Source organism: Candidatus Allofournierella excrementigallinarum (assembly GCF_944388085.1).
GTDB lineage: Bacteria > Bacillota > Clostridia > Oscillospirales > Ruminococcaceae > Allofournierella_A > Allofournierella_A excrementigallinarum.
The window spans coordinates 1-24,441 of sequence record NZ_CALXHK010000036.1; the positions used below are offsets into that span (position 1 = coordinate 1).

Consider the following 24,441-nt stretch of genomic DNA (forward strand, 5'->3'; position numbering starts at 1 on the left):
GGCCACTTTGAGATACGTTTGCATCTGAACCATTGCCAGATCCTCCTTTCAAAGTACCAGGCTTATTTCGCCTTCTCAACGATCTTGACCATGCGCCAGCGCTTGTCTTTGGACAGGGGCCGGGTCTCCATGATCATCACACGGTCGCCAACGCCGCACTCGTTCTTCTCGTCGTGGGCCTTGAACTTCACGGTGCGCTTCAGGATCTTCTTGTAAAGGGGGTGCTGAACGCTGTCGCGCACGGCGACCACGATGGTCTTATCCATCTTGTCGGACACGACGGTGCCCACACGGGTCTTTCTCAAATTCCGTTCCATCGTTTAACCTCCCTTACGCTTTCTCTGCCAGGACAGTCAGCACGCGGGCGATGTCCTTCTTGACGATGTCGATGCGGCCGGGATTCTCCAGCTGGTTGATGGCGTGCTGAAAGCGCAGGTTGAACAGCTCTTCCTTCAGCTCGCCCAGCTTCTTGTTCAGATCCGCGGCGGACATGTTGCGCAGTTCTGCAGCTTTCATCAGCCCTCGACCTCCTTCACTTCGTCTTCACGCTTGGCAAACTTGCACTTGACAGGCAGCTTGTGCATGGCAAGGCGCAGGGCCTCGCGGGCGGTCTCCTCGTTGACGTCGGCCAGCTCGAAGAGCACGCGGCCGGGCTTGACCACAGCCACCCAGTACTCGGGGCTGCCTTTGCCGGAACCCATTCGGGTCTCGGCGGGCTTTTCGGTAACGGGCTTGTCGGGGAAGATCTTGATCCAAACCTTGCCGCCACGCTTGATGTAGCGGGTCATGGCGATACGGGCGGCCTCGATCTGGCGGCTGTCGATCCAGCCGGGCTCCAGCGCGACCAGGCCGTACTGGCCCTGGTTCACGGTGTTGCCGCGCATGGCCTTGCCGGTCATGCGGCCGCGGTGGACGCGGCGGTATTTAACGCGCTTAGGCAGTAACATTACTTATTGCCTCCTTCCTTGCGGGCGGCGGGCTTGGCGCCCTTGAGGACCTCGCCCTTGTACACCCACACCTTCACGCCGATGCGGCCGTAGGTGGTGGCAGCCTCCGCAAAGCCGTAGTCGATGTCGGCGCGCAGGGTCTGCAGGGGGATGGTGCCCTCGTGGTAAGTCTCGGTGCGGGCGATGTCGGCGCCGCCCAGACGGCCGGCGACCTGGGTCTTGATGCCCTTGGCGCCCCGCTGCATGGCGCGGCCCATGCACTGCTTCATGGCACGGCGGAAGCCGATGCGGCGCTCCAGCTGGCCGGCGATGTTCTCGGCCACGAGCTGGGCGTTGGTGTCCATGTTCTTGACCTCAACGATGTTCACGTTGACGGGCTTGCCCACCATCTTGGAGAGCTGGTCCTGCAGCTTGACGATCTCGCTGCCGCCCTTGCCGATGACCATGCCGGGCTTGGCGCACCAGATGCTCACCTTCAGCTTGTAGTTGCCGGACTGGGCGTCCAGGGTGCGCTCGATCTCGATCTTGGGCACGCCCGCGCCGAAGAGCTGCTTTTTCAGGGTCTTGCGGATCTTGTAATCCTCGACCAGGGTGTCGCCGAATTCCTTTTTGGAAGTAAACCAGCGGCTGTCCCAATCTTTGATGACGCCCACGCGAAGACCGTGGGGATTCACTTTCTGGCCCATTGTGTTTACCTCCTTCTTACTCTTTCTCTTTCAGAACCACGGTGACATGGCTGGTGCGCTTCAGCACGTGGAACGCGCGGCCCTGGGCGCGGGGACGGATGCGCTTCAGGGTGGGGCCGGGGGTGACGAAGCACTCGGCCACATACAGGCTGTTCTTGTCCATGTTGTGGTTGTTTTCCGCGTTCGCGGCGGCAGATTTCACCAGCTTCAGAAGGGGCTCGCAGGCGGCCTTCGGGGTGTACTGCAGAATCGCCAGCGCCTTGTCCAGAGGCTGGTTGCGGATCAGATCCAGCACGACCGAAACCTTCCGGGGGCTGATGCGGGCGTATCTAAGATGTGCCCTAGCTTCCATTGCTCTACTCCTCCTTTTGCTTACTTGCCGGTCTTGGAGCCGGCATGGCCCTTGAAGGTACGGGTGGGGGCGAACTCGCCCAGCTTGTGGCCAACCATATCTTCCGTCACATAAACGGGCACATGCTTGCGGCCGTCGTGCACCGCGAAGGTGTGGCCGACGAAATCCGGGAAAATGGTGGAGGACCGGCTCCAGGTCTTCAGGACCCGCTTCTCGCCGGCGGCGTTCATCTCCTGAACGCGCTTCAGCAGAACAGGCAGGACGTAAGGTCCTTTCTTAACACTTCTACCCATGTTCGTTCTCCTCTCTTAACCGTTGGCGCGCTTGACAATGAACTTGTCAGAGCGGTTATGATGCTTGCGGGTCTTGTAACCCATCGCAGGCTTGCCCCAGGGGGTGACAGGGCCGGGACGGCCGACAGGGCTCTTGCCCTCGCCGCCGCCGTGGGGGTGGTCGCAGGGGTTCATGACGGAACCGCGGACGGTGGGCCGCCAGCCCATGTGGCGCTTGCGGCCGGCCTTGCCGAGGTTGACGTTCTCATGATCCACGTTGCCGACCTGGCCGATGGTGGCGATGCAGTTCAGAGGCACGTTGCGCATCTCGCCGCTGGGCAGACGGATCAGGGCGTAGCCGTTCTCCTTCGCCATCAGCTGGGCCATGTTGCCGGCGCTGCGCACCAGCTGGCCGCCCTTGCCGGGGTACAGCTCGATGTTGTGGATGATGGTACCAACGGGGATGTTGGCGAAGGGCAGGGCGTTGCCGGGCTTGATGTCGGCGTTGGGGCCGGCCATCACGGTGTCGCCCACCTTCAGGCCTTCAGGAGCCAGGATGTAGCTCTTGACGCCGTCGGCGTACTCGATGAGAGCGATGTGGGCAGAACGGTTGGGATCGTACTCCAGGGTCTTGACCGTGGCGGGCACGTCGAACTTGTTGCGCTTGAAGTCGATCACGCGGTACTTGGTGCGGTTGCCGCCGCCGTGATGGCGGACGGTGATGCGGCCGGTGTTGTTGCGGCCGGAAGCCTTCTTCATGGGCTCCAGCAGGCTGCGCTCGGGCTCGACCTTGCTCAGCTGGCTGTAATCGGTAACAGTCATGCCGCGGCGGCCCGGGGTAGTCGGCTTATACTTTTTGATAGCCATTGCGGTATTCTCCTTTTTGACTTATGAATTGTTATCGGGGTCATATCCCCATACGCGAGCCTTGCTCAGGCTCAAAGGAGCTGCCTTCGAAGAGCAGCTTAGACCATGCTCTCGAAGAAGTCGATGCCCTTGCTGCCCTCTTTCAGGGTCACAATGGCCTTCTTGGAAGCGGCGGTGTAGCCGCCGTGCAGGCCCTGGCGGCGCCAGCGGCCCCGCACGTTGATGGTGTTCACCTTGGCGACCTTCACGCCGAACAGCTTCTCCACCGCGTCGGCGATCTCGATCTTGCCCGCGTCGGTGGCGACCTTGAAGGTGTATTTCTTGTTGGCGACGCCCATCATAGAGTTCTCGGTAATGACGGGAGCCAGAATGATGTCATGTGCAGTTTTCATCAGCCCAGAACCTCCTCAAGTTTCTTGGCCGCGTCCACGCTCAGGATGAACTTGTCGGCGTTCACGACGTCGTAGGTGTTCACGCTGGTGGCGACGGTGGTCTTGACGCCGGGGATGTTGGCGGCGCTCTTGACCAGCTTCTCTTCCACGGCGGGGGTGACGATCAGGTTCTTCTTGCCGGCGCCCACGGCGCTCAGCATGCTGACCACGGCCTTGGTCTTATACTCGGCCACGCTCAGGCTGTCCACCAGGATCATGTCGCCGGCGGCAGCCTTGGCGCTGATGGCGCTCAGGATGGCCAGGCGCTTGACCTTGCGGTTCAGCCGGTAGCTGTAGTCGCGGGGCTTGGGGCCCAGGGCAACGCCGCCGTGGGTCCACTGGGGGCTGCGGGTGGAACCCTGGCGGGCATGACCGGTGCCCTTCTGGCGCCAGGGCTTGCGGCCGCCGCCGGAAACCTCGCTGCGGGTCTTGGTGCTCTGGGTGCCCTGCCGCTGGTTGGCCAGGAAGTTGACCACGGCGGCGTGAACAGCCTTCTCGTTGGGGGTGATCCCAAACACGGCGTCGGAAAGCTCTACGGTGGAAACTTTCTTGCCGTTCATATCCAAAACGTCAAATTTTGCCATTGTGCTTTCCCTCCTTACGCCTTCACGCTATCGCTGATGCAGACCACAGCGCCCTTGGGGCCGGGGACCGCGCCTTTGATGGCGATCAGATTATTCTCGGCGTCCACCTTGACGACCGTGAGGTTCTGGATGGTGACGCGCTCGGCGCCCAGATGGCCGGGCAGCTTCTTGCCCTTGAACACCCGGCTGGGGGTGGAGCAGGGGCCCATGGAGCCGGCATGCCGGGAAACGGGGCCGGTGCCGTGGCTCTCGCGCAGGCGGTGGCCGTTCCAGCGCTTGATGGTGCCGGCGTAGCCCTTGCCCTTGCTGACGCCCACGACGTCGATGCGGTCGCCGGCGGCGAACACGTCGGCCTTCAGGATGTCGCCCACGTTCAGGCCGCTGATGTCGGCCAGGCGGAACTCCCGCAGGGTCTTCTTGGGGGCGACGTCCGCCTTGTCGAAGTGGCCCTTGGCAGGCTTCGTGACCTTGCGGGCGGCGATGTCGCCAAAGCCCAGCTGCACGGCCTGGTAGCCGTCGCTCTCGACGGTCTTCTTCTGCACCACGGTGCAGGGGCCGGCCTCGATCACGGTCACGGGAACGACCTTGCCGCTCTCGTCGAACAGCTGGGTCATGCCCAGCTTCTTGCCGATGATACCTTTTTGCATTTTCCTTTTCCTCCTATAAAGGTTATTGGTTGACGCCGCGAGTAACTTTACAGCGCCAACATGACCTCTCCGCTTTGTGTCTTCGAGCGAAAGCTCGCTGCTCGCCGTTCAGCAGTTGGCGGCTCGGCGGCCGCCCTTACTGATTGGAATGGGCTCACAGCTTGATCTCGATCTCGACGCCGGCGGGGAGCTGCAGGCTCGTGAGAGCCTCGACCGTCTTGTTGGACGGCTTCAGAATGTCGATCAGACGCTTGTGGGTGCGGCTCTCAAACTGCTCGCGGCTGTCCTTGTACTTGTGAACAGCCCGCAGAATGGTGACCACTTCCTTGTCGGTGGGGAGGGGGATCGGGCCGGACACGCGGGCGCCGGTGCGCTTCGCGGTCTCAACGATCTTCTCCGCAGCGGCATCGATCAGCTGGTGATCGTAGCTCTGCAAACGAATTCTGATTTTCTCCTTGACTGCCATTTTGTTCGCCTCCTGTTAAATTTGGTGCCTAGGCGGACCGATAAACCACTGAACACTGCTCCGGGTGTTTCACATTTTGGCACGAGAAAAGCCGGTGAACCGCTAGGCAGTTCCCCCGGACAGACCTGTGGCAAAGTGCGATGGACATTGGTACACCGCGCAAGACGGCACCGTGTACGTATCCCTTTGCTCTCAGTAATTCTTTCGCCCGGTTCTAGATCGGACATACTCCGCGGAAAAACCCGTGCTGCCACGGCAACCTCCCGCATCAACGCATATCATGGCTTGCGCAGCTTGGTACACAAGCCATTTGCAGCCGAGTGTTATTGTAACACACCCCGCCGGGCGTTGCAAGACCTTTTTGTAAAAAAATTAGAATTTTTCAAAAAAATTTCTCTGTTTTGTTCAAAGCCCGCGCAGGGCGGAAAACGCCGCGGAAAAGCGGCCTTTTCCGCGGCGTTTGGGCGGCGGGGCCGCCCCGTCCTTCTTTAATAATAGTAATTATAGTAATAATAGGGGTCGCTCAGCGCCAAGCCGGCCACCGCGATCAACAGCACGAAAAGCAGCGCACACACCAGCGTCATGGCGACGCTGAGGATGAGGTTGGCCCGGGCCCAGTTGCGCTTGGAGAGCTTTGCCCCGCCCCCGAAGGACCACACCAGCAGCACGATGAAGCCCACCACGGGGATGGCGGCCACGATGCTGCTCCACAGCCACTCGCCCATGCCCACGGTGGGGCTCAGGGGCGCGGCGGGAGGCGGCAGATAGCTGCCGGGCTGGGGCGCGGGGCCGGGCTGGGGCGCAGGGCCGGGCTGGGGCGCGGGCGCGCCGTTCACCGGGCCGTTGGGACCGGCGGGACCGCCGGCGGCGGGGCGGGCGTAGGCGGGCACCTGATAGCGGGGCGGCGGCACGCTGCCGGGCACAGGGCCGGAGACGGGCGGCTCGGCCGCGGGCGCTTCCGGGGAGGTCGCTTCGGGCGCGGGGGCCGCGGGCGCTTCATCACCGGGGACCGCCGGGGCTTCAGGGGCCGGGGCGGCGTTTTCCTCCGGTCCCGCAGCGGGGGCTTCCGGCGCGGAGGCCGGGGCCAGCAGGCAGCCGCAGGCAGGGCAGGCAGCCGTGCCGTCGGGCAGGCAGGCTCCGCATTGTTTGCAGTACATCAAGGGTCACTCCTTCCGGGGGCAGCCCTGCCCCAAAGGGCCGGGCCGGCGTTTTTTATCAGTATAGCAGACAAACGGGCGATTGTCACCTGGTTTTCGGCAGCGCGAGCCGCTGGGCCAGGCCCGGCTCCGGGGTGACGTAGGCGGTCTCGTAGCTTTCATAGAGCACCATGCCGGGGCGCAGGTCGCCGGTCTTGCGGATGTTCTTGACGAAGGTGTAGTCCACCGGCACCTTCACGCCGCCCGCCAGGCTGGAGTGGAGCACCGCCAGCTGGGCCGCCTCGTTCTGGGTGGCCAGGGGAATGTCCTTTCCCTCGCTCATCACCACCGTGTGGCTGCCGGGGGCGTTCTTCACATGGAACCACAGGTCCCTGCCCCGGGCGGTGTGGAGGGTGAGCTTTTCGTTCTGGAGGTTGTTGCGCCCCACCAGGATGAGGAAGCCGTCGGAGGAGCGGTAGCGGTAGAAGTCGGCGGGTTTTTGCTTTTTGTCCCTTACCTTATAATACTTGAGGTAGCCCTGGCCCTTCAGCTCCTGGCGTATCTCCCCCAGGGCCTGCTCGCCGGGGGCCGTTTCCACCTCGTAAAGCACGGTGGCCAGATATTCTATTTCCTGCTCGCCCTGCTCCAGCAGTTTCACCAGCATTTTGGCCGCCGTCTGTTTTTTCTTGTAGTCCTTGAAATACTTCTGGGCGTTGGCGCTGGCGGAGAGGCGCACGTCCAGGGGGATGGTCACCGGCTGGCCGTCGTAGTAGTTGGTGACAGTGACGCTTTTCGCTCCTTTCTCCACCGCCCAGAGGTTCGCCTGCAGCAGTTCGCCGAAGAGGCGCAGCTGGTCGGCCTTGCCGCTGGCGGCCAGCTCCTCTCTGCGGGCCGCCTGCTTGCGCACCGCCCGCTCGTGGAGGTTCTTCACCGTCTTGTGCAGGTCGCGGCTCTTCTGGCGCAGGCGCTCGGCCCGGTCCTTGCGGCAGTAGTAGGCCTCCAGCATCTCGCTGAAATTGTCGTAAAACTGCAGGCGGCCCCCGCCGTACTGGGTGAGGGGGGTGAAGCTGAACTCCACCGGCTTTCCCTCGTCGTCGGCGGCAAGGCAGGGCCTGCCCCCCGCCAGCCGGTCGGCGTGGATGGCCTCGAAGGCCGCCGCCAGCGCGGCGCACCGGCCTTCGTCCAGCTCGCTGGCCAGCAGGGCGGTCTCGCCGCCGAAGGCGCGGAACACCGCCTCCCGCAGCACCACCGGCCCCACGCCGGCGCAGCTTTTGATGAGCGCCTGATGCAGCGGCAGGTCCAGCTTGCAGGCAGCCTCCACCAGCTGGGCGGAGGTCATGGAACAGAAATCCGCCTTGGCGGGCTTGGCGGGCAGGGTGTAGGGCAGGCCCGGCAGCAGCTGGCGGATGTCGGAGTCCTCAAAGTCCACCCGCTTGAGGGCGTCGATGATGCGGCCGTCCCGGGTGAGCACCAGGTTGGAATAGCGGCCCATCAGCTCCACCGCCAGCACGTTCTCCACCAGATCGCCCATCTCGTTGGTGCACAAAAAGCGCAGGAACACCAGCCGGTCCCCCGGCTCCACCTCCAGGGCGGTGAGCCGCCCGCCGGTGAGGTGCTTGCGCAGCAGCATGCAGAAGCTGGGGGGCGTCTGGGGGTTCTCGAAGGTCTCTTCGGTCAGGCAGATGCGGGCGGAGCCGCTGCGGGCGCTGAGCAGCAGCTTGAAGGTGTCGGTGCGGGTGCGCAGGGTGAGCAGCACCTCGTCCCGGGTGGGCTCGAAAATTTTGTCGATCTTCGCGTCCAGCAGGGTGTTTTTCAGTTCGCCGGCGGTCAGGGCCAGCAGGGCGGCATCCAGTGCCATGGGTCTCACCTCTCATAAGAAAAGGCCGTGCCGGGCGGGCACGGCTGGCTTGTTTTCGTTTCAGCGGGCGCGCAGGGCCGCCTCGGCGGCGTCCACGTCGGAAAGGCCGTGGAAGGTCAGCGTCACCCCGCGGGTGTGGCTGCGGCCATTGTGGTAGTAGCGCTCCACCTGCCCGTTGGACAACACCAGATCGCCGGTGCCGTCGGGGTAGTAGAATTTTTCCACGCTGGTCACCGCGTCCAGGTCCCAGGCGGTCACCCGCCCCCCGCTCACGGCGATGGCCCGCAGCGTGGTGACGCCGTAGGCCGTCCGGCGCAGGCGGCGGGAAGCGCCAAGGCCGGGGAACAGCATCTTCAGCCCCACCAGGATGAATGGGATGCCGAACAGCGGGAAGATAACGCCGAACACGCCGCCCACAAAGAGGGCCTGCAGCGCGCTCACTTCCCAGAAGCAGGCAAAGGCCAGGAACACCACCGCGAACAGCTTCTGCATGCCGCCGCGGGGCCCGTGCAGCTTTTTCGGCTGCCCCCACCAGACCAGCTGCTCGCCGGGGGCCAGCTGCCGCTGGAGCAGGGCCGCAGGGTCCGGGCCCGCAGGGCGCGCCGGGGCCGCCTGCCGCGGCTTTTCGGAGGGGGCGTCCCCCTCGAACATCTCCTCGTTATATCCCACGGAACTGCGGTTTTCGTCCTCCCACATGGCGGCTCTCCTTTATAAATAGGTAAAGGGCTCCCGGTTGCGGCGGCTGCACAGCACCCGCACCCCGGAAAACCGGCGGGACAGCTTGTCCGCCAGCACCGGCACCACCGGGAACTCGGTGGCGTAGTGCCCGGCAACGACGAGGCTCAGGCCCAGGCGCTTCGCGTCCAGCGCGTCGTGGTGGCCCGCCTCGCCGGTGAGCAGGGCGTCCGCCCCGGCGGCCGCCGCCTCCTCGACGAGGTGGCTGCCGCTGCCCCCCAGCACCGCCAGGGTGTTGATGGGCCGGCCGGCGTCCACATACTTCACCTTCGCGTTCAGGGTCGCCTGGCACTGGGCCGCCAGCTGGGCGGCGCTGACGGTGCGGACCTGGCCGATGCGGCCCATGCCACCCTCGGCGAAGCCCCTGGCCCCGGCAACGCCGAACAGCTTGCAGAGGATGTCGTTCACGCCGCCCTCCGCCGCGTCCAGATTGGTGTGGGCGCACAGGCCCGAGATGTTCTTTTTGATCATGCGGAAGGGCACGTCTCCCCTGCCGATGCGCTTCATCGGTTGGAAGATCACCGGATGGTGGGCCACGATGAGCTGGCAGCCCTGGATCTCCGCCTCGGCCACCACCTCGTCGGTGATGTCCAGCGCCACCAGGATGCTGGTCACGTCCGCCCCGCAGTCCACCAGAACGCCCACATTGTCCCACGAGGCGGCCAGCTCCCGGGGGGCCAGCTGCTGCATGAACTGGAGTACTTCCTCAACTTTCGCCATGTTCCGCTCCTTGCGGGCGGCGCAGCTGGTCGGCCAGCGCCGCCGCCTCTCTCCATTCCGGGCTGCCGGGTTCAAAGCCTCGCAGCGCCTTTTCCACTTTTTGGGCCAGCTGGGCCTGGTAGCCCGCCGCCCCCGGCAGCCGTCGCCAGCGGCCAAAGAGGCATTCCTCCCAGCCGGGCCGGCGCTCATCGCCGGTGTACGCCGCGCCGATGGCGGCGTACCAGCGGCCCGCCGCCAGGGCAAGCCGCTCTTCTTCGATGTCAAAGCCCTGCTCCCACAGCCACCGGCGCAGCACCGGGGCTTTGGTGGCGGGCACGCAGACCAGCCGCATCCCCGGAGTTTTCACCCAGGGCGCGGCGGAAAGAATGTCGATGGTGGTCTTTGCGCTCACGCCCGCCAGCACGAGGGTGTCCGCCTCGCCGGGGGCGAGGACGGAAAGCCCGTCCCCCAGGCGCAGTTCCACCGCGCCCTCGCAGCCATAGCGGCGGCAGTTTGCCGCCGCCGTTTGCAGCGGGCCGGCTCGCAGGTCGGCGGCGATGACGCGCTTTGCGCGGCCGGTCAGCGCCAGGAAGATGGCCAGCTTGCCGTGGTCACAGCCAATGTCCGCCACAGCGGCGCCGTGCTTCACCAGCTGCGCCGCGGCGGCAAGGCGCGCGTCCAGCCGGGGCGCCTCAGGCGTTGCCAAAGTGGGCGTTCAGCTTGGCCACCAGCTCGTCGGCGTCGGTGCCGTGCACGGCGCAGGCCTGCTCGATGGTCTCCCCGCGGCTGGCGGGGCAGCCCAGGCAGTGCATGCCGATGGCCAGGAACAGCGGGGCCACGGAATTGTCGGTATCCAGAATGTCGCCGATGACGGTCTGACGGGTGATAGTCATAAAAAGGTCCTTCCTTTCAAAATCACGATCGGGGCGCAACGCCCCGTTTATTACTATATCCGATTTTCATGCGGTTTGCAACGTCTCAGGGCTTGTAGGCCGCCGAGGCAAAAAGCACCAGGCTTTGCAGCGCCACCGCCGCCGCCAGCGCCCCGGCGGCAAAGCGCAGCGCCCCGTCGGTGGGGCGGCGCAGGCAGAGAGTGCGCCCCTCGCTGAACACAAGCAGCGCCGCCGGCAGCACCGGCAGCAGATACCGCCCCTGCATGCCGAAAACGGTGGTCAGGTTGATGGGCGTCCAGCACAGGGCGGCCATCATGCTCAGCGCCGTCACCGCCAGCGCCGCAAGGCCCAGCGTCCACCTCGCGCTCCAGCCCAGCAGGGGCTTTGCCTCCACCGGCTGCAGGCAGGCCCACGCCAGCAGCGCCAGCAGGGCGATGGTGAGCAGCCAGCTGGCCTCCAGCCCGTAGACGATGGGCTCGCCGGGCAGCGTGCCCACCAGCCCCTGGAGATACCGGGGCAGCTCGCTGCCCAGGGTGTTCACCAGCAGCTTGATGGTCTGGGGGATGTGGCTGAGGATGTAGCCGAAGCTGTAAACATAGGTGGATTCGCCGTTGGGCTGGATGGAGGCGGCGTACTCCTCGGGGGTGAGGGTCTCGCCGCTGTTGGCGGCCACCCACAGCGCGCCCCGCGCCAGCGCCAGCGCCAGCGCCACCGCGGCAGCCAGCGCCGCCTTTTTGAACCAGGGCCGCCTGCCCCAGCGCCGCCAGGCCAGCGCGGCCGCGGCGGCCAGCGGAACAAGGCGCACCAGAATATAGACGATGCGGTAGGTGTCCACGCTGCGGAGCATGTAGCCCACGGTGGCGCCGTTGAACCACAGCCAGCCCGCCAGGGCCGCCAGACACACCAGCGCCTTGAAGGCCCGGCTGCGCTTTTTGCCGCCCAGGGCGGCGACGGGGATGGGCAGGCACAGAGCCGCCAGCGGCAGATAGATGGCTTTCATGGGGCCGATCAGCGCCGCCAGCGCCAGCAGGCCCGCCTGCCCGGCGCGGCCCAGCTGTTCGGCGCACAGCAGGCCCCGCAGGCACAGGGCGGTGAACACCAGCGCCAGCCCGTTCACCAGCGTGTCGGCGGAGACGCTGCCCGCCAGGCTGAGGGCCATGGGCAGAAGGCCCGCCGCGAAGAAGGCGTTTTTGCGCGCCGGAGCAATGCGCACCGCCAGCGCGCCCAGCGCGGCGTACACCGCAACGCTGCCCAGCCGGGCCAGCAGCAGCATGGCGTGGAAGCCAAGGCCCAGCGCCCGGGCCAGCAGGATGCCCAGCGCCTGGGGCAGGTATTGCAGCGCCACCACATTATAGGGCGGGCTGACCCGCGCCGTGGCGGTGAGGGCGCCGCTGTTGCCGGTGGAGAGCAGTTCGTCGGTCATGGTCTTGTAGGCCAGGATGCCCACGGGCCCGGAGGAGTCGCGCATGTATTCCGCGTCGCACTCCCGCATGGCCAGCAGGCTTTCGCCCTCCGGGCCTTCGGTGATGCCCGGCTGGCCGGTGAGGCGGTTGGCCAAAGCGTAGGCGCTGGCCAGATGGCCGTATTCGTCCGGCCCGCCCAGCGGCGGGGTGATGAGGGCGAACGCCAGCCCCAGCGCCGCCGCGAAGAAGGCAAAGCACACATGAGCCTTCGCACGGCGGGCGAAAACAAGCCACCAGCCGCCCATCACGGCGGCGAACGCCAGCGCCGCCAGCGGCGCGAAGGCCCGCAGGGCATAGCCGGCGCCGGTGTGGTTGGTGATGTATTGCAAGGCCGCGGTGCGGAGGGTCCAGTCGGAACTCAGCCGGTCGGCAAGGGGCATGGCCGGGTCGGCCTGCCCGCCTTCGCCGTAAACAAGGCCCGCCTTATCTTCGGCGGTGGCGGGGGCGAAGGTGACGTGCAGCTGGTAGCCGCTTCCCTTTTCCAGCGTGACGGGCGAGGCGAAGATGACATCCACAAAAGCGCCGTCCAGCAGCATGGTCATGTCGCCGTCGCAGGCGGCGAGGGTCTGGCCGTCGGCGCTCTCCAGCGCCACCCGGAAGGCGCCTTGAGCCACCCGCCCGCCGGTGACGAACATCAGCCGCACGCCGTAGAGGGTCTCTCCTTCGCCGGCGGGCAGGCCTTGCACCAGCCCCGCGGCAGGGTCGGTGGGATACAGGCCCTGCTTTTCCACATATTCATCGTGGACGATCCTGTATTCGCTCTGGTTTTTGCCCGCCTGATGGAGGGTGTAGCCCGCCCAGCAAAGGGCAAAGGCCGCCGCCAGCGCGCAGCACAGCCCGCCCAGCCAGAGGCGGTGTTTTTTGATAAAAGCGCCCAGTCGTTCCATGGCGGGCTCCTTTCCGTCGCCGCGAAAGCGGCGGGTTTTCGACAGGTCTTATTGTACCGCAAAGCGGGGGGAAAAACAACTCGGGCCCGCCAGGGCGCAAAAAAAGGGCGCGGCCCATGGCCGCGCCCTTTTGGGCGATCACTGCTGTTCCTTCATCTTGGCGAAGCACTCGCTGCAATACACAGGGCGGTCTTCGCGGGGCTGGAAGGGAACGCGGGCGACCTTGCCGCAGGCGGCGCAGGTGGCCTCGAACATCTCGCGGGTGCCGCGGGTGGCGTTCTTGCGGGCGTCGCGGCAGGCCTTGCAGCGCTGAGGCTCGTTCTCGAAGCCGCGGCTGGCGTAGAACTCCTGCTCGCCGGCAGAGAACACGAACTCCTTACCGCAGTCTTTGCATACCAGGGTCTTGTCTTCGTACATGGTGAATTTCTCCTCTGATTTGATTTTTGCCCGCGGAAGGATTTTAACCGTCACCTTTGGTTTGGACCAATGCTCTAAGTGTTAAGCTACAGGGGCATATATGCTAAGCCCGAAGGCTCAGTGCGTGGGGTAGCCGCCGCGCAGTTTGCGGCGCAGGCGGGCAAGGGCGTTCTCCACCGCCTTGGGGGTGCAGCCCAGCTGCCAGGCGATCTGGCGGTAACTGCCGCCGGCCAGGTGGGCCGCCAGCACCTTCCGCTCGAAGGGGGAAAGGCGGGTCTGGATGTCCGCCACGGTGGCGCGCAGCTGCTCGCGGTGGATGGCCAGCTCTTCCGGCCCGGGGGCGGGAGAAGCGTCCTCCAGCGGCAGGCTCTGGTTGAGGGGCGCATTCTTCTTGCGCCCCGCCGCCCGGCGGGCCGCCGCGACGGCGTTGCGGATGCACACGGCGGCATAGGTCTCGAAGGACGCGCCGCCGCCGGGGCGATAGGTCTTGATGGCGCCGAACAGCCCGATGATCCCTTCCTGCAAAGCGTCGTCAAACTCCAGCCCCGGGCAGACGGCCCGGGCGGCGGCGCGGCGCAGCAGAGGCATCATGTGGGTGAGCACCGCGGCCACCGCGGCCTCCTGCCCTGCCCGCGCGCGGGCCAGCGTCTGTGACGTGAGATGGATCATAAGACAAAACCTCCGCGAAAGGCGACTTTCGCAGAGGCCAGTCGGGGTCAATTTTTATCTTCTTTAGTTTATCCCACGGCACCCGGTTTGTCAATAGCGTTTTGCCCAGTATCTCACAAAAAAGGTCCGTTTTCTTTGTAGAATTCACACACTTCACCCCTTCTCCGCGCCTCGCCTGCGGCGTCCGCTTGATTTTTCGCCAAAGGCATAGTATAATACATGCGTTGCCCCGCAAAACGCCGGCGTGTCGGAATGGCAGACGATGCGGACTCAAAATCCGTTGGTGGCAACACCGTGTGGGTTCAAGTCCCACCGCCGGCACCATATGAATGAGCCCCACTTTTCGAACTGTTTTATCGAAAAGCGGGGCTCATCGTATGTGGAAAGCCTTGTAACAAGGGGCTTTCTGCTTTTTGTAGCTCCTGATTTGTTTTTCAAAATTTCTCAAATGCAAAAACAATATTTTTATGTCGGGCTGAAATTTAGACAGTGCTTTCCGATAAAGCAGGCTTGTGAGCATCTTCAAATGCCTGTGATGTCTTATCATTCAGCGTTTGGTGAGGCCGCACTTCATTATAGAACCGAATATGCTCCACTACGCTTCTGCAGAAATGTTGTTCAGCGGTATAGTCCTTCCGGTAGGCTTCCTCTCTCTTGAATGTCGAGAAATATGCAATATCGCTGACCCATATCTGGTTTGGATGGCCTGCTGAAATCTCCCGTTTCAGCAGGTTTTGTTGTTCATATTGTTGTTTGCGCTTGAATTGCTTCTTCACATCTACCCGGACACTGCTGAGGCCCATTTCCTGCATGATGGCTAAAATGCGTTTCTTGCTTACATGGATACCGCTGTCCGCCAAGACAATGCGTATCTTTTCCGCACCGAAACGTTGTTCGCTGTCATCAAATACCTGCTTGACCTTCAACATGAGTTGAGCCTGCTCCTCCTCATACTTGCTACGATCTGCTCCACGGAAGACGTGGTTGTAGAAGGTTCCTCTTGCAACCCCCAGCGCATCACAAAGCTCATAAACGCTGTACGGATTATCCGGTCGGTTATATAGTTCCTCCAGGGTGGCCAGCTTTTTCTGTAATGGTACACTGGAAAGATAACCGGATTGATGGATGATTTCCATATAATGCTCCAACTTTTTCAGCCGCCGGGCCATTGCATCAAATTCTGCAGGTGTGCAGGTGCGATTTGGCATTTCGATAGAGCGGTATTCCTTGCGCCATTGATATAGGGTGCTTTGGGAAACATGCAGTTTCTGGCTTAACGCTTTAATAGATTCGCCTTTCACATAACGGCGGATGATTTTGAACTTGAGTTCGGTAGGGTAGGTTGTCGGCATAGACTCAACTCCTTGCAAATGATACCACTATTGTAGCTACTCGTTGCTTAGACAAAAATAGTGTGGTATCATCAAACCAACAATATTTCAAGTTGTATTTAAAATATGAAAGAGCCACTATGGAGTAAGGGGCATTTATTGTAGCGCAAATTGATATATACAGAAATACTTTGTCAAGAAAGCAACAGGAACTTGTAAAACTATAGTGTTGCGATGTTCCAAAAATTCCGAATGCGAAAGCGTTCGGGATTTTTCCTTATTCACTCTTCGCTTTTCACTAACTTCTACCGCTTGCCCGGGATTTTTGAAAGTGGATAAGAGATCGCAAAAGGGAGTCGGTAGTCTTGAGGGGGAGTTTTTTATGAGTATTTTAACAGCAGCCAGTGTGGAGTCCTGTTGGCGTGGATATGAATACTTTAAAGATGGGCGTGTCGCAGGCCTTGAGGAAATTGGAGACGGCCGTTTTCGTGCAGAAGTTTCCGGAAATGGACGTGCTCCTTACAAAGTGGAAATTGATATTGGCCATCCCAGGAAATCCTCTTGCAGCTGCCCGCATGCCGCAGGCAGACGGATTGTTTGTAAGCACATGGTGGCAACCTATTTTTCCGCCTTTCCGAAAGAAGCGCAGCGCTATTATGACGAGCTTCTTCATGCGGAGGATGAGTGGGAAGAAGAATTGGAAAAGCGGGCGGACAGCATGGTTAAATATGTGCGAAGTCTCAAGAAAAGCGAGGCGCAGGACCGATTGCTGGAAGTATTGGAAATGGGGCCGGAATGGCTGTGGGATCGTTTTTTCCGGGACTATGTGGAATAGAGCGATTTCTGGTGTATTGCGCAAATTTTAAAAGATTTATGTAATGTCAGTTAAATGGAAAATCCATGGAATAAATCCGTACTATTGGACATTCAGCGTGTTATACTTTAAAAAAGGCTCGCAGTTGAATGCAAGGAGGGCAAAACATGAATTCCATGGATGAAACCTGCAAATTGGCACATATTTCCGAGGATGGGCTACGCCAGCAAACAGTTTTGGAGCATTTGAATGGAACGGCAAGCCTGGCTGCCGGTTTCGCAGAGCCCTTTGGCGCTGCGGGGCAGGCGTATCTGGCGGGAATGCTGCACGATATCGGCAAATACAGCGATGCTTTCCAAAAAAGACTGGCTGGCGGGCAAAAAACAGATCACTCTACTGCCGGTGCGAAGGAGGCCTTTTCCATGAGGCAGCTGGAGGTGGCATTTGCAGTGGCAGGGCACCATAGCGGCTTGCCGGATGGCGGGGCCCAAAGCGATGCGGAAGGGGCTACCCTGCTTGCTCGCATCAAGAAAACTTCAATTCCTGATTATAGTGAATGGCGGCAGGAGGTAAATCTTCCGGATGCGACGGAAAGAAAGTGCTTTCAGGATGGCTTTTCCACTGCTTTTTATACCAGGATGCTGTATTCCTGCCTGGTGGATGCGGATTATCTGGATACAGAGACCTTTATGAATGGAGGCCCTGCAGCGCGCGGGGGAGCCCAGCCGCCGGAAGAATTGTTTGCTCGATTGCAGGAATATGTTGCGCCCTGGTGGGATGCGAAAAATGAACTGAACAGAAAGCGATGTGAGATTCTTCGTACTTGTATTGAAAAAGGCGAGACCGAGCAGCCTGGCCTTTTTACTCTGACGGTGCCCACAGGCGGAGGCAAGACCGTTTCATCACTGGCCTTTTCTCTGTCTCATGCGGTGGCGCACGGAAAGCGACGGATCGTTTATGTGATTCCATACACGTCTATCATCGACCAGACCGCCGAGGTATTTACCAATGTTTTAGGCGAGGAAAATGTGCTGGAACATCATTCGGGCAGTGATGCGGTGATGGAAGAAAGTCAATCAGATCCCAATACCTATCGCAAGGTACTTGCGACGGAAAACTGGGATGCGCCAGTGATCGTTACCACCGCAGTGCAATTTTTCGAATCGCTGTTTTCCAACCGTTCTTCCCGCTGCCGCAAGCTGCACAATCTGGCCGATAGCGTGATCGTGTTTGATGAGGCGCAGACGATTCCACTGGCTTATCTGCGCCCCTGTGTGGCGTCAATTGGTCAGCTGGTGCGTTATTACGGGGCGAGCGCCGTTTTATGCACAGCTACCCAGCCGGCGTTGGAGCCATTGTTCCGGGAACTGGCTCCGGGGTTGACGCTGCGGGAGATCTGCACCGATACAGCCGGCTTGTACCATTTTTTCCACCGCACAGATCTTCGCAATGAGGGAGAACTCACAGAAGAGCAGCTGGCAGAGAAATTGAACCGGGCGCAGCAGGTGCTGTGTGTGGTCAATCGTCGGGCAACGGCACGGCGGCTGCACAGCAATTTGCCTGCCGATGGCAGCTACTGCCTGACGACGCTTCTCTGTGCAGCCGACCGCAAACGTCTGTTGCGGGAGATTCGTACCCGCTTACAAAATGGACTGCCCTGTCGTGTTGTGTCCACTTCGTTGATCGAGGCCGGTGTGGATGTGGATTTCCCGGCGGCATGGCGGGAGGAAGCAGGGCTGGATTCGGTTTTGCAAACGGCAGGACGCTGCAATCGGGAGGGAAAATATCCGGCGGCGGATAGCGTGGTTTCGGTTTTTCGGTTGAGTGGTCAGCCGGTCCCACAGATCATCCGTCAAAATGCAGGCGCAGCGCGCAGTGTGTGGCGCAGCTTTGAAGACGTCTCACAGCCGCAGGCGATCGAAGCGTATTTTTCACTTTTGTATGCGGTAAAGGGCGAAGATGCACTGGACCAGAAACAAATTTTGAAGGGCTTCAACGAAACAATGGAAGGGCGCGCGCTTCCCTTTGCGACCGCTGCGGAGCGGTTCCATTTGATCGAGTCCGGCGCGGTGACGGTGTATATACCAACAGAAGAGAACCGGGAGTTGCTCACCGCCCTGCGGCAGGGAAATGGCGGACGTTCTTTGTATCGCAAATTGGGGCAATACAGCGTTACGGTGTATCCTGAACATCTTGCGGCGCTGCATGCGGCCGGTGCGGTGGAAGCAGCAGCCGGGGAAGTCTGGATCCTGACGGATGATACTTTGTACAGCCATGAAACCGGCCTTTCTCTGGATGTGGAAGCAGGCAAAGCCTGGATGATTTAAGCAGAGAAGGGCGGCAGGGTTTTTGGCCCTGCCGCCGCTTCTCCATAAAATACATACAATAATTTCTACCCACAGCAATTGCTGACGGTCCTATTATATCCCATCAACGATCAAACTACAACAACTATGAATTTGGAAAATATTTACAATGTAAGCGGTATCGATTGTTGCATAATGATGATTCTTTCTTCTTTGCTTGACGAAAGTAAACAAAAGAGATATTATCGAGATGAAATAAAATACATTCAATAGAAGTTAGGAGTGATGCTGAGTGATCCAATTGGAAGTCTGGGGCGACTATGCGCTCTTTTCCCGCCCTGAATTGAAGGTTGAGCGTATGTCTTATGACGTGCCCACACCTTCGGCGGCGCGCGGGCTGGTGGAGGCGGTTTACTACCACCCCGGCCTGCGCTGGCACATTGATCGGATTTATGTACTCAATCCCATTCGTTTTGTCAGTATACGCCGCAATGAGGTAAAAAGTAAGGTTCTTGCCACAGCAGCCCGCGCTGCGGCGCAGGGAAGTGGACAGCCACTGTATCTGGCTTCGCCTCAGGAAATCGTGCAGAGGGCATCGCTGGTGTTACAGGATGTACATTATGTAATTGAGGCGCATTTTACGATGACAGACCGTGCTGCGCCCGGGGATAATCCCGGGAAGTTTCAGGATATTGTGACTCGGCGTATGGAGCGTGGGCAATGCTATCACACCCCCTACCTTGGGTGCAGAGAATTTCCGGCAAAGTTTCGCCGCTGGCCCGGCGGCGCGATCCCTGCGATCGAAGAGACACGGGATCTGGGGCTGATGCTGTTCGATTTTGATTATTCGGATCCAAAGAATATCACGCCAGCCTATTTCCGGGCCCGTTTGGAGCAGGGCGTTGTAGATGTGGCGGATCGTGAGGTGCTTCGATGATTCTGCAGGCTTTGACAGATTATTATGAGGATTTGCTGGCCCTTGGAAAAATCGCGCGCCCGGGTTGGGCAAAGGCAAAGGTATCGTGGGCACTGGAACTTGGTGACAATGGCGAGCCGCTGGGGTTGCTGCATCTGCAGCAGGAAGTGACGAGGGGCAAGAAAACGGTACTGCTCCCACAGGAGCGGGAGGTGCCGCAGCCGGTTAAGCGGTCATCTGGCGTAGCGGCCAATTTCCTGTGCGATACATCCGGCTATCTTCTTGGGGCTGACGCCAAAGGCAAGCCGGAACGTACCGCAGAATGCTTTGCGGCTTCCCGCATGTTGCATGAGAAAATCCTGAAGGAGGCCCGGAGCCCGTCCGCGCGCGCGGTGCTGGCGTTTTATGAACATTGGGACCCACAGACCGCAAAAGATCACCCGGCGCTGAAAGATGAGTGGGATGAGGTGATGAAGGGCGGTAATCTTCTGTTCTGGTACCAGGGAGGCCCTGTGACGGAAGACACGCAGGTGCGGGAAAGCTGGCAACGTGCCAACGAGCAAAGCGAAGATGCAGAAAATGGGCTGTGCCTTGTCACCGGTCAGCGCGGACCTACGGCCCGTCTGCACCCGAATATCAAAGGTGTGGCGGGCGCACAGACCGCTGGCGCGGCACTGGTGTCTTTCAATGCACCGGCCTTCTGCTCGTATGAGCATGAACAGGGGGAAAATGCCCCGACCGGTGAATATGCATCCTTTGCCTATTCCACAGCCCTCAACGCCCTCATTGCTGACCGCGAGCATACCCGCCGCGCAGGCGATACCACCATCGTCTGCTGGGCGGCGGGTGGACAACCCGCCTATCAGGATTTCATGATGGCGGCGCTGTACGATGACAATGTGAACGAGAGAGAAATCCTGGGGACTATGATCCACCTGTCCAAGGGAGAGCCGGTGGAGTGGCAGAAGCAGAAACTTTCGCCGGATACACGCTTTTATGTGCTGGGGCTTGCCCCCAATGCCGCGCGCCTTTCGGTGCGGTTCTTCTGGCAGAACAGCTTTGGAACGCTCATTCAAAACGTAGCAAAACACTATCGGGATCTGGAAATTGTGCGCCCCTCATTTGACAAATTTCCCACATTGCCGGTCTGGCGGCTGCTGCGGGAAACGGTGAATCAGAACGCCCGCGATCCGCAGCCGAACCCGCGGCTGGCGGGAGATCTCTTGCTGGCGGTTTTGAATGGAACGCCCTATCCGGCTGCCCTGTTGGACGGCGCGGTGCTGCGCATCCGAGCCGAGCGAGAGATCACGCGCGGCCGGGCCGCAATCGTAAAGGCCTGGTATCTGCGTAACACGAAAGACGAACAACTGAAGGAGGTCATGACTGTGGAACTAAACGAGCAAAGTAACTATCTGCCGTATCTGCTGGGGCGGCTGTTCGCGGTATTGGAGGATGTGCAGCAGCGGGCCAACCCCGGCATCAGCACGACCATCAAGGACCGTTATTTCAATTCGGCTTCGGCAACGCCTGCAACGGTATTTCCCCTGCTGATCAACCTGGCGCAAAAGCATCTGACAAAGCTGGATAAGGGGTTGGCCATACACTACAGCCGCAAAATCACCGAGCTGAATTCCCGCATTACCCAAACGCTGCCCACCCGCCTGGCCCTGCCGGAGCAGAGTGCCTTTCAAATCGGCTATTATCACGAAACACAGAAGCGCTATGCCAAGAAGGAGGAAGTATAAAATGTCTGAAATCATTAAAAACCGCTATGACTTTGTGATCCTGTTCGATGTGGAAAACGGCAACCCCAACGGAGATCCGGATGCGGGTAATATGCCGCGCATCGATCCTGAAACGGGGTATGGCCTTGTGACCGATGTTTGCCTGAAGCGCAAGATTCGCAATTATGTGGAAACAGCAAAAGAAGACGCCCCGGGCTATCGGATTTACATCAAGGATCAGGTCCCGCTGCAGCGCAGTGACGCCGAGGCACTGGAGTATTTGAAGGTGGATAAAGACCTGAAGGCGGCCAAAAAGGATGACCCCGCTCTGGATGAAAAAATCCGCAATTTCATGTGCGGCAATTTTTACGACATTCGCACTTTCGGCGCCGTTATGACCACCTTTGTAAAAGGGGCGCTGAATTGTGGGCAGGTGCGCGGTCCGGTGCAGCTGGGCTTTGCCCGCAGTGTGGACCCGATCCTGCCGCAGGAGGTCACTATCACCCGTGTGGCCATCACTACAGAGGCAGATGCCGAAAACAAGGGCACTGAGATGGGCCGCAAATACATCGTGCCGTATGGCCTGTATCGTGCAGAAGGATATGTGTCGGCGAATCTGGCCCGCAAAACGACCGGATTTTCGGAGGATGATCTGCAGCTTCTGTGGCAGGCGATTTTGAACATGTTTGAGAATGACCACAGCGCCGCACGGGGCAAGATGGCGGTTCGAGAGCTGATCGTGTTCCGTCATGACAGCGAGCTGGGCAATGCGCCCGCCTATAAGCTGTTTGATGCGGTACATGTGGAACGCAAGCCGGAGGTAGCCGTGGCACGCTGCTATCGTGACTATCAGGTAACGGTGGAGGACGCCCTGCCTTCTGGAGTGACCTGTGAACGGTTGGGATGATGGAAAGTGAATACCTGCTGCTGTCGGGCATTCAGCATTTTTGCTTCTGCCGCCGCCAATGGGCACTGATCCATCTGGAGCAGCAATGGCGGGAGAATCTCCGAACCGCCGAGGGCAGGCTGGATCATCAGCGCTGTCACGACGAGACGCTGCGCGAAAAACGGAACGATCTGCTGATCGTGCGGGGAATGCGGGTAACATCGCACACGCTGAAGCTGTCCGGCGTGTGCGATGTGGTGGAGTTTTCGCTTGATTCGGAAGGTATTCCTTTGCAGGGGCAGGAAGGCTTGTGGCTGCCCCTGCCGGTGGAATACAAGCATGGCGCCCCAAAGGAAAGCGATGCCGACCGGTTGCAGCTGTGCGCGCAGGGAATGGCGTTGGAGGAAATGCTGGTGTGCAGCGTGCCGCGCGGTGCGCTGTACTATGCGCAGCCACGCCGGCGGGAGCTTGTGGAGTTCACGCCGGAGCTGCGAAAGAAAACGCGCCGCACTGCCGCAGAGATGAACGAATACTTTGCCCGCGGGTATACGCCGAAGGTGCGCCCCGGGAAGCACTGCAATGCCTGTTCGCTGAAGGAAATCTGCCTGCCGGCGCTGTGCAGGAAAAGTGATGTGAATGAGTATATTCACAGACACCTGACCGAGCAGAACGCGGAGGAACTCACATGAGAAAGCTGCTGAATACATTGTTCGTTCTTACACCGGAAAGCTATATTTCGCTGGAGGGCGAAACCGTGGTGGTGAATCAGAATGGAGCAGAGGCGGCACGGTTTCCGCTGCACACGCTGGAGGGCATTCTCACCTTTGCTTATGCAGGCGCATCCCCCGCGCTGATGGGTGCTTGCGCCGAGCGAGGGATCGATCTGGCGTTTTTCACACCCAATGGCCGGTTTTTGGCCCGTACTGTTGGAGAAGAACGCGGCAACGTGCTGCTTCGCCAGCAGCAATATCGAATTGCGGATGATCCCGCGCGCAGCTGCCGGTATGCATGCGGGTTTATCCTGGGAAAAGTGTACAACGCGCGCTGGGTGCTGGAGCGTGCCACCCGTGACCATCCTCAGCGCGTGCCGGTGGAACAGCTGAAAGGGATCTCGTCTCAGTTGGCATCTTCCTTGGTACGGATCCGGGAGTGTGGCGCCTTGGAAGAGTTGCGGGGATTGGAGGGAGAAGCGGCACAAAGGTATTTCGATGGGTTCGGCAGTCTGATTTTACAGCAGCGAACAGACTTTGCATTTACCGGCCGTAGTCGCCGCCCGCCGCTGGACCCTGTCAATGCAGTGCTTTCCTTCGCATATGCGCTGCTTGCCCGGGAATGTGCGTCCGCGTTGCAAAGCGTAGGGCTGGACCCGTATGTGGGTTTTTTGCATCGCCCTCGTCCGGGAAGAAGCAGTCTGGCGTTGGACCTGATGGAGGAACTTCGACCGGTGTATGCCGACCGGTTCGTTTTGTCCTGTATCAACCAGAAAATCGTTACAGGAAAGCATTGCCAGCGGCAGGACAGCGGTGCCGTTTGGCTGACGGAGGAAGGAAGAAGAGCGTTCCTTTCCGCCTGGCAAAAACGCAAACAGGAAACCATCACACATCCATTTCTGGGTGAAAAGCTGCCGTGGGGACTGGTGCCTTACGTGCAGGCTTTGCTGCTTGCCCGTACACTGCGCGGCGATCTGGAGGAATATCCGCCGTTTTTCTGGAAGTGAAGCAAAAGGCGCAAAAGGGGCGTGTGATATGCTGGTGCTGATCACCTACGATGTAAACACAGAAACACCGGCCGGACGCAAACGTCTGCGCAAGGTTGCAAAAATTTGTGTTGACCACGGGCAGCGCGTACAAAATTCAGTGTTCGAATGCCTGCTGGATGCGGCGCAATATGCGGTTTTAAAAGCAAAACTGACGAAGTTGATCGATCCGGAATGCGATAGCCTGCGATTTTACTGTTTGGGGAACTCTTACAAAAGGAAGATGGAGCATATCGGGCGCTGCCCGCAGTGGCCGCAGGACGATATACTGCTGTTGTAGCGGGTGCGAAGGGCAAGCAGACAGGAAAGCACAGGGAGTTTCGCACCAAAAGACAGCTGAGAAACGACGCTAAAAAAGCGCAAAATAGTTCTGACAGAGTCAAAAAGAGGATGATTTATAATATCCGAACGACCAATTTTTGTGTTTGTGCTGCAAAAGGAAACAATATTTTGTGAACTTTTGCCGTCGCCCTCCACGCGGAGGGCGTGGATAGAAATGTGCGGTAACTCACACTGTACCCATCCACGGTCTGTCGCCCTCCACGCGGAGGGCGTGGATAGAAATCACATCTCCGGCACGGCATTTACGCAGCAGAGCGGTCGCCCTCCACGCGGAGGGCGTGGATAGAAATAGACAATTCACGAACCTCACCCTGCAGGTGCTCCAAGTCGCCCTCGACGCGACGGGCGTGGATAGAA

Annotated in this window: 29 protein-coding genes and 1 tRNA gene; 9 read left to right on the forward strand and 21 right to left on the reverse strand. The window is 60.3% G+C overall.

Annotated features, from left to right (window positions below; all coding sequences use genetic code 11):
- Positions 1-62: 62 nt before the first annotated feature.
- The 20 genes from rpsQ to ACH2AT_RS07860 form a co-directional block, all read right to left on the reverse strand.
- Positions 63-317, reverse strand: coding sequence for a 30S ribosomal protein S17 (rpsQ, locus tag ACH2AT_RS07765; protein WP_394964949.1), 255 nt, complete (start codon positions 315-317; stop codon positions 63-65).
- Between the two features lie 13 nt (positions 318-330).
- The gene (gene rpmC, locus ACH2AT_RS07770; RefSeq protein ID WP_394964951.1) at positions 331-516 is read right to left on the reverse strand and encodes a 50S ribosomal protein L29; all 186 of its coding nucleotides are present in this window, start codon (positions 514-516) and stop codon (positions 331-333) included.
- Complete coding sequence (rplP, locus tag ACH2AT_RS07775; protein ID WP_394964953.1) at positions 516-947, reverse strand: 50S ribosomal protein L16; 432 nt, start codon at positions 945-947, stop codon at positions 516-518. Before rplP ends, rpmC begins: the two co-directional genes overlap by 1 nt.
- Positions 947-1,633, reverse strand: coding sequence for a 30S ribosomal protein S3 (gene rpsC, locus ACH2AT_RS07780; protein ID WP_394964955.1), 687 nt, complete (start codon positions 1,631-1,633; stop codon positions 947-949). Before rpsC ends, rplP begins: the two co-directional genes overlap by 1 nt.
- Before the next feature lie 16 nt (positions 1,634-1,649).
- On the reverse strand, positions 1,650-1,985 hold the full coding sequence (gene rplV, locus ACH2AT_RS07785) for a 50S ribosomal protein L22 (protein ID WP_394960465.1): 336 nt from the start codon (positions 1,983-1,985) through the stop codon (positions 1,650-1,652).
- Positions 1,986-2,005: 20 nt separating this feature from the next.
- Positions 2,006-2,278, reverse strand: coding sequence for a 30S ribosomal protein S19 (rpsS, locus tag ACH2AT_RS07790; RefSeq protein ID WP_058965300.1), 273 nt, complete (start codon positions 2,276-2,278; stop codon positions 2,006-2,008).
- A gap of 15 nt (positions 2,279-2,293) precedes the next feature.
- Positions 2,294-3,124 (reverse strand): 50S ribosomal protein L2, encoded by an 831-nt coding sequence (gene rplB, locus ACH2AT_RS07795; protein WP_394964956.1) that lies wholly within the window; start codon positions 3,122-3,124, stop codon positions 2,294-2,296.
- A 98-nt stretch (positions 3,125-3,222) separates the two neighbouring features.
- Complete coding sequence (gene rplW / locus ACH2AT_RS07800) at positions 3,223-3,516, reverse strand: 50S ribosomal protein L23 (RefSeq protein ID WP_394964958.1); 294 nt, start codon at positions 3,514-3,516, stop codon at positions 3,223-3,225.
- A complete protein-coding gene (gene rplD / locus ACH2AT_RS07805) occupies positions 3,516-4,139 on the reverse strand; it encodes a 50S ribosomal protein L4 (protein ID WP_394964960.1) in 624 nt (207 codons plus the stop codon). Before rplD ends, rplW begins: the two co-directional genes overlap by 1 nt.
- A gap of 14 nt (positions 4,140-4,153) precedes the next feature.
- Positions 4,154-4,786, reverse strand: coding sequence for a 50S ribosomal protein L3 (gene rplC, locus ACH2AT_RS07810; protein ID WP_394964962.1), 633 nt, complete (start codon positions 4,784-4,786; stop codon positions 4,154-4,156).
- 154 nt (positions 4,787-4,940) lie between these two features.
- A complete protein-coding gene (gene rpsJ, locus ACH2AT_RS07815; RefSeq protein WP_330055782.1) occupies positions 4,941-5,252 on the reverse strand; it encodes a 30S ribosomal protein S10 in 312 nt (103 codons plus the stop codon).
- Between the two features lie 488 nt (positions 5,253-5,740).
- Positions 5,741-6,409 carry a hypothetical protein gene (locus tag ACH2AT_RS07820; RefSeq protein ID WP_394964964.1) on the reverse strand — a complete coding sequence of 223 codons (669 nt, stop codon included), beginning with the start codon at positions 6,407-6,409 and terminating at the stop codon, positions 5,741-5,743.
- Positions 6,410-6,494: 85 nt separating this feature from the next.
- Positions 6,495-8,246: an NFACT family protein gene (locus ACH2AT_RS07825; RefSeq protein WP_394964966.1), complete on the reverse strand. Its 1,752-nt coding sequence runs from the start codon at positions 8,244-8,246 to the stop codon at positions 6,495-6,497.
- A 60-nt stretch (positions 8,247-8,306) separates the two neighbouring features.
- On the reverse strand, positions 8,307-8,942 hold the full coding sequence (locus ACH2AT_RS07830) for a hypothetical protein (protein ID WP_394964968.1): 636 nt from the start codon (positions 8,940-8,942) through the stop codon (positions 8,307-8,309).
- Positions 8,943-8,954: 12 nt separating this feature from the next.
- Positions 8,955-9,701, reverse strand: a complete 747-nt coding sequence (locus tag ACH2AT_RS07835) for a Nif3-like dinuclear metal center hexameric protein (protein WP_394964970.1) — start codon at positions 9,699-9,701, stop codon at positions 8,955-8,957.
- Positions 9,688-10,386: a class I SAM-dependent methyltransferase gene (locus ACH2AT_RS07840; protein ID WP_394964972.1), complete on the reverse strand. Its 699-nt coding sequence runs from the start codon at positions 10,384-10,386 to the stop codon at positions 9,688-9,690. The genes ACH2AT_RS07835 and ACH2AT_RS07840 overlap by 14 nt, the downstream gene beginning before the upstream one ends.
- Entirely contained in the window at positions 10,373-10,573 is a 201-nt protein-coding gene (locus ACH2AT_RS07845) for a DUF1858 domain-containing protein (protein ID WP_177521652.1), read from the reverse strand. The genes ACH2AT_RS07840 and ACH2AT_RS07845 overlap by 14 nt, the downstream gene beginning before the upstream one ends.
- Before the next feature lie 85 nt (positions 10,574-10,658).
- Complete coding sequence (locus ACH2AT_RS07850) at positions 10,659-12,923, reverse strand: DUF2142 domain-containing protein (protein WP_394964974.1); 2,265 nt, start codon at positions 12,921-12,923, stop codon at positions 10,659-10,661.
- A gap of 138 nt (positions 12,924-13,061) precedes the next feature.
- Positions 13,062-13,340 (reverse strand): zinc-ribbon domain containing protein, encoded by a 279-nt coding sequence (locus ACH2AT_RS07855; RefSeq protein WP_330056356.1) that lies wholly within the window; start codon positions 13,338-13,340, stop codon positions 13,062-13,064.
- 117 nt (positions 13,341-13,457) lie between these two features.
- Positions 13,458-14,009 (reverse strand): sigma-70 family RNA polymerase sigma factor, encoded by a 552-nt coding sequence (locus ACH2AT_RS07860; protein ID WP_394964976.1) that lies wholly within the window; start codon positions 14,007-14,009, stop codon positions 13,458-13,460.
- Between the two features lie 238 nt (positions 14,010-14,247).
- On the opposite strand from ACH2AT_RS07860, the gene ACH2AT_RS07865 reads away from it, so the two are divergent.
- Positions 14,248-14,333: transfer RNA gene (locus ACH2AT_RS07865), tRNA-Leu, on the forward strand.
- A 158-nt stretch (positions 14,334-14,491) separates the two neighbouring features.
- Here the strand turns inward: ACH2AT_RS07865 and ACH2AT_RS07870 are convergent.
- A complete protein-coding gene (locus tag ACH2AT_RS07870; RefSeq protein WP_394964978.1) occupies positions 14,492-15,361 on the reverse strand; it encodes a transposase in 870 nt (289 codons plus the stop codon).
- 361 nt (positions 15,362-15,722) lie between these two features.
- Between ACH2AT_RS07870 and ACH2AT_RS07875 the strand changes: the two genes are divergently transcribed.
- The 8 genes from ACH2AT_RS07875 (at position 15,723) to cas2 (ending at position 24,022) form a co-directional block, all read left to right on the forward strand.
- The gene (locus tag ACH2AT_RS07875; protein WP_394964980.1) at positions 15,723-16,175 is read left to right on the forward strand and encodes an SWIM zinc finger domain-containing protein; all 453 of its coding nucleotides are present in this window, start codon (positions 15,723-15,725) and stop codon (positions 16,173-16,175) included.
- Positions 16,176-16,321: 146 nt separating this feature from the next.
- On the forward strand, positions 16,322-18,481 hold the full coding sequence (locus ACH2AT_RS07880) for a CRISPR-associated endonuclease Cas3'' (protein ID WP_394964982.1): 2,160 nt from the start codon (positions 16,322-16,324) through the stop codon (positions 18,479-18,481).
- A gap of 271 nt (positions 18,482-18,752) precedes the next feature.
- Positions 18,753-19,397 (forward strand): type I-C CRISPR-associated protein Cas5c, encoded by a 645-nt coding sequence (gene cas5c, locus ACH2AT_RS07885; protein WP_394964984.1) that lies wholly within the window; start codon positions 18,753-18,755, stop codon positions 19,395-19,397.
- A complete protein-coding gene (cas8c, locus tag ACH2AT_RS07890) occupies positions 19,394-21,121 on the forward strand; it encodes a type I-C CRISPR-associated protein Cas8c/Csd1 (RefSeq protein WP_394964985.1) in 1,728 nt (575 codons plus the stop codon). Before cas5c ends, cas8c begins: the two co-directional genes overlap by 4 nt.
- A gap of 1 nt (position 21,122) precedes the next feature.
- Positions 21,123-22,007: a type I-C CRISPR-associated protein Cas7/Csd2 gene (gene cas7c / locus ACH2AT_RS07895; RefSeq protein WP_394964987.1), complete on the forward strand. Its 885-nt coding sequence runs from the start codon at positions 21,123-21,125 to the stop codon at positions 22,005-22,007.
- Positions 22,004-22,675, forward strand: coding sequence for a CRISPR-associated protein Cas4 (gene cas4, locus ACH2AT_RS07900; protein WP_394964989.1), 672 nt, complete (start codon positions 22,004-22,006; stop codon positions 22,673-22,675). Before cas7c ends, cas4 begins: the two co-directional genes overlap by 4 nt.
- Positions 22,672-23,703, forward strand: coding sequence for a type I-C CRISPR-associated endonuclease Cas1c (gene cas1c, locus ACH2AT_RS07905; RefSeq protein ID WP_394964990.1), 1,032 nt, complete (start codon positions 22,672-22,674; stop codon positions 23,701-23,703). Before cas4 ends, cas1c begins: the two co-directional genes overlap by 4 nt.
- Positions 23,704-23,731: 28 nt before the next feature.
- Positions 23,732-24,022, forward strand: coding sequence for a CRISPR-associated endonuclease Cas2 (cas2, locus tag ACH2AT_RS07910; RefSeq protein WP_394964992.1), 291 nt, complete (start codon positions 23,732-23,734; stop codon positions 24,020-24,022).
- Positions 24,023-24,441 lie beyond the last annotated feature (419 nt).

Excerpts from the sequence above, each read along its gene's own strand:
- rpsQ (WP_394964949.1), bottom strand. The coding sequence starts at position 317 with ATGGAACGGAATTTGAGAAAGACCCGTGTGGGCACCGTCGTGTCCGAC.
- rpmC (WP_394964951.1), bottom strand. The coding sequence starts at position 516 with ATGAAAGCTGCAGAACTGCGCAACATGTCCGCCGCGGATCTGAACAAG.
- rplP (WP_394964953.1), bottom strand. The coding sequence starts at position 947 with ATGTTACTGCCTAAGCGCGTTAAATACCGCCGCGTCCACCGCGGCCGC.
- rpsC (WP_394964955.1), bottom strand. The coding sequence starts at position 1,633 with ATGGGCCAGAAAGTGAATCCCCACGGTCTTCGCGTGGGCGTCATCAAA.
- rplV (WP_394960465.1), bottom strand. The coding sequence starts at position 1,985 with ATGGAAGCTAGGGCACATCTTAGATACGCCCGCATCAGCCCCCGGAAG.
- rpsS (WP_058965300.1), bottom strand. The coding sequence starts at position 2,278 with ATGGGTAGAAGTGTTAAGAAAGGACCTTACGTCCTGCCTGTTCTGCTG.
- rplB (WP_394964956.1), bottom strand. The coding sequence starts at position 3,124 with ATGGCTATCAAAAAGTATAAGCCGACTACCCCGGGCCGCCGCGGCATG.
- rplW (WP_394964958.1), bottom strand. The coding sequence starts at position 3,516 with ATGAAAACTGCACATGACATCATTCTGGCTCCCGTCATTACCGAGAAC.
- rplD (WP_394964960.1), bottom strand. The coding sequence starts at position 4,139 with ATGGCAAAATTTGACGTTTTGGATATGAACGGCAAGAAAGTTTCCACC.
- rplC (WP_394964962.1), bottom strand. The coding sequence starts at position 4,786 with ATGCAAAAAGGTATCATCGGCAAGAAGCTGGGCATGACCCAGCTGTTC.
- rpsJ (WP_330055782.1), bottom strand. The coding sequence starts at position 5,252 with ATGGCAGTCAAGGAGAAAATCAGAATTCGTTTGCAGAGCTACGATCAC.
- ACH2AT_RS07820 (WP_394964964.1), bottom strand. The coding sequence starts at position 6,409 with ATGTACTGCAAACAATGCGGAGCCTGCCTGCCCGACGGCACGGCTGCC.
- ACH2AT_RS07825 (WP_394964966.1), bottom strand. The coding sequence starts at position 8,246 with ATGGCACTGGATGCCGCCCTGCTGGCCCTGACCGCCGGCGAACTGAAA.
- ACH2AT_RS07830 (WP_394964968.1), bottom strand. The coding sequence starts at position 8,942 with ATGTGGGAGGACGAAAACCGCAGTTCCGTGGGATATAACGAGGAGATG.
- ACH2AT_RS07835 (WP_394964970.1), bottom strand. The coding sequence starts at position 9,701 with ATGGCGAAAGTTGAGGAAGTACTCCAGTTCATGCAGCAGCTGGCCCCC.
- ACH2AT_RS07845 (WP_177521652.1), bottom strand. The coding sequence starts at position 10,573 with ATGACTATCACCCGTCAGACCGTCATCGGCGACATTCTGGATACCGAC.
- ACH2AT_RS07850 (WP_394964974.1), bottom strand. The coding sequence starts at position 12,923 with ATGGAACGACTGGGCGCTTTTATCAAAAAACACCGCCTCTGGCTGGGC.
- ACH2AT_RS07855 (WP_330056356.1), bottom strand. The coding sequence starts at position 13,340 with ATGTACGAAGACAAGACCCTGGTATGCAAAGACTGCGGTAAGGAGTTC.
- ACH2AT_RS07860 (WP_394964976.1), bottom strand. The coding sequence starts at position 14,009 with ATGATCCATCTCACGTCACAGACGCTGGCCCGCGCGCGGGCAGGGCAG.
- ACH2AT_RS07870 (WP_394964978.1), bottom strand. The coding sequence starts at position 15,361 with ATGCCGACAACCTACCCTACCGAACTCAAGTTCAAAATCATCCGCCGT.
- ACH2AT_RS07875 (WP_394964980.1), top strand. The coding sequence starts at position 15,723 with ATGAGTATTTTAACAGCAGCCAGTGTGGAGTCCTGTTGGCGTGGATAT.
- ACH2AT_RS07880 (WP_394964982.1), top strand. The coding sequence starts at position 16,322 with ATGAATTCCATGGATGAAACCTGCAAATTGGCACATATTTCCGAGGAT.
- cas8c (WP_394964985.1), top strand. The coding sequence starts at position 19,394 with ATGATTCTGCAGGCTTTGACAGATTATTATGAGGATTTGCTGGCCCTT.
- cas7c (WP_394964987.1), top strand. The coding sequence starts at position 21,123 with ATGTCTGAAATCATTAAAAACCGCTATGACTTTGTGATCCTGTTCGAT.
- cas4 (WP_394964989.1), top strand. The coding sequence starts at position 22,004 with ATGATGGAAAGTGAATACCTGCTGCTGTCGGGCATTCAGCATTTTTGC.
- cas1c (WP_394964990.1), top strand. The coding sequence starts at position 22,672 with ATGAGAAAGCTGCTGAATACATTGTTCGTTCTTACACCGGAAAGCTAT.
- cas2 (WP_394964992.1), top strand. The coding sequence starts at position 23,732 with ATGCTGGTGCTGATCACCTACGATGTAAACACAGAAACACCGGCCGGA.